The organism is Microbacterium sp. (assembly GCF_031988965.1).
Lineage (GTDB): Bacteria > Actinomycetota > Actinomycetes > Actinomycetales > Microbacteriaceae > Microbacterium.
Genome location: NZ_DALZXX010000148.1, coordinates 1 through 1,627 on the forward strand (window position 1 = coordinate 1; position 1,627 = coordinate 1,627).

Here is a 1,627-nt window from a genome sequence, read left to right on the forward strand (position 1 = left end):
GAGGGCGCGCAGCGCCTCGAGTGCGGGGCGCACCTCCGCCTCGATGCGCGCGGTGGGCAGCGACCGTGCGATCCCCGCGATGCCCACCACGTCGTGAGCGGATGCCGCCTCGCGAAGCCGCTCGGCATCCGGCACGCCGACGAACAGGCGTCCCGACCATCCGTGCCGGGCGAACTGCAGCAGCACGTCGACGCTGCCGGTGAAGTCGTCGCCGTAGTACCCGACGCGCATCGTCGTCGCGGCGAGGGGCACCGTGGGCTCAGACACGGGCCGGACCGAAGCGCTCGACCGCCCGTCGCAGTTCGACCGAGGCGCGGAGCGCGTCGTCGATCGTCTCGCCCCGCTCTGCCGACGCCCATGCCTCGCGCATGCTCGACACCCCGGCCGCGGCGCCGTCGGGGTGACCGTGGATGCCACCGCCCGCGAGCACGAGAAGGTCGCTCGTGCCGACGGCCGAGTATGTGGCGTGCGCCAGCCCGCCCCACTGTCCGCTGGAGAGCACGGGGACGGTCGGCGTGATGCCCAGGAGCGGCTGCCGCACGGCGGCGATCGAGTCGAGCACCTCAGCGTCGGTCTCGTAGAACTTGTTGCTGATGCCGTTGGTGTGCAGGTGGTCCGCCCCCGAGAGCCGCGCGATCTTCTGCCATGCACGGAACCCTATCCCCACCTGCTCCGAGCGCATGATGCCCCCGAGCATGGTGCGATGGCCGTGGATCGGCACCTCGGCGTGACGGTGCAGGAACTCCAGCCCCGCGAAGCCCACCAGGTTCACGCAGGCCATGACGCAGGTGCCTCCGGCCGACACCACCAGATCGTGGTTGGCCTCGAGCCGACCGATGTCGTCGGTGATGTTGAACGCGTACATCGGCATCACGCCGGTGCGGTCGGCATGCCGCAGGAGCACCGGCATCACGGCCTTCACGCGCGCCTCGAGGGGAGCCGCGGGGCCGTTGCCCTGCAGCTCGTCGTCCTTGATGAAGTCGACCCCCGCGGCGGCGAGCTCACCGACCAGATCGCCCAGCTGCTCGGGCGTGAGGCCGATGCTGGGCTTCACGATGGTGCCGATCATCGCCCCGGCGGGGCGTGACATCAGGCGTCGGGTGCCGTCGATGCCGAACTTCGGCCCGGGGTAGCGCACGGCGAAGGCGGGCGGCAGGTCGAGGTCGATCAGCTTGATGGCCGCCAGTTCCTTGATCTCGAAGAGGTTGCCGGCGACGGCCGCCATCAGGTTCGGCAGCGACGGGCCGAAGTTGTCGAGGGGGAAGCGCAGGCGCAGCACGGCGCGGCGGCGGAGTGCGGGATCGCCGACGGCTCCGGGCAGCGGCGATGCGCCGGTGAGGGGGATCTCGGTGAGGCTCTCGACCTGTGCAGCGAAGCGCGCGCGCACCTCGTCGGACTCGCGCTCGACGCGGACGAACGTGCCCGTCGACTGCTCTCCGGCGAGCACCTCCGCGGCGTGGGCCAGGGGCAGCGACGTCTCGATGACGTAGGTCGCGATCACGTGCTCTGCGCTCATCGCCATCACCAGACCACCGGCAGCCACACCGACATCTCGGAGGGGCCGCGGTTGCCCCAGGCGAAGTAGGGGATGAGGGTGACCGGCACGGTCAGCAGCTCCGCGTCGTCG

At 71.2% G+C, this 1,627-nt stretch carries 3 protein-coding genes; all 3 read right to left on the reverse strand.

Annotated elements, in window-relative coordinates:
* On the reverse strand, positions 1-267 hold a 267-nt coding region (locus RTM68_RS15970), incomplete at its 3' end, for a four-carbon acid sugar kinase family protein (protein ID WP_312172795.1).
* Positions 260-1,516: a RuBisCO large subunit C-terminal-like domain-containing protein gene (locus tag RTM68_RS15975; RefSeq protein WP_312172798.1), complete on the reverse strand. Its 1,257-nt coding sequence runs from the start codon at positions 1,514-1,516 to the stop codon at positions 260-262. The genes RTM68_RS15975 and RTM68_RS15970, both read right to left, overlap by 8 nt.
* 5 nt (positions 1,517-1,521) lie before the next feature.
* A complete protein-coding gene (locus RTM68_RS18990; RefSeq protein WP_396654242.1) occupies positions 1,522-1,605 on the reverse strand; it encodes a hypothetical protein in 84 nt (27 codons plus the stop codon).
* Positions 1,606-1,627 lie beyond the last annotated feature (22 nt).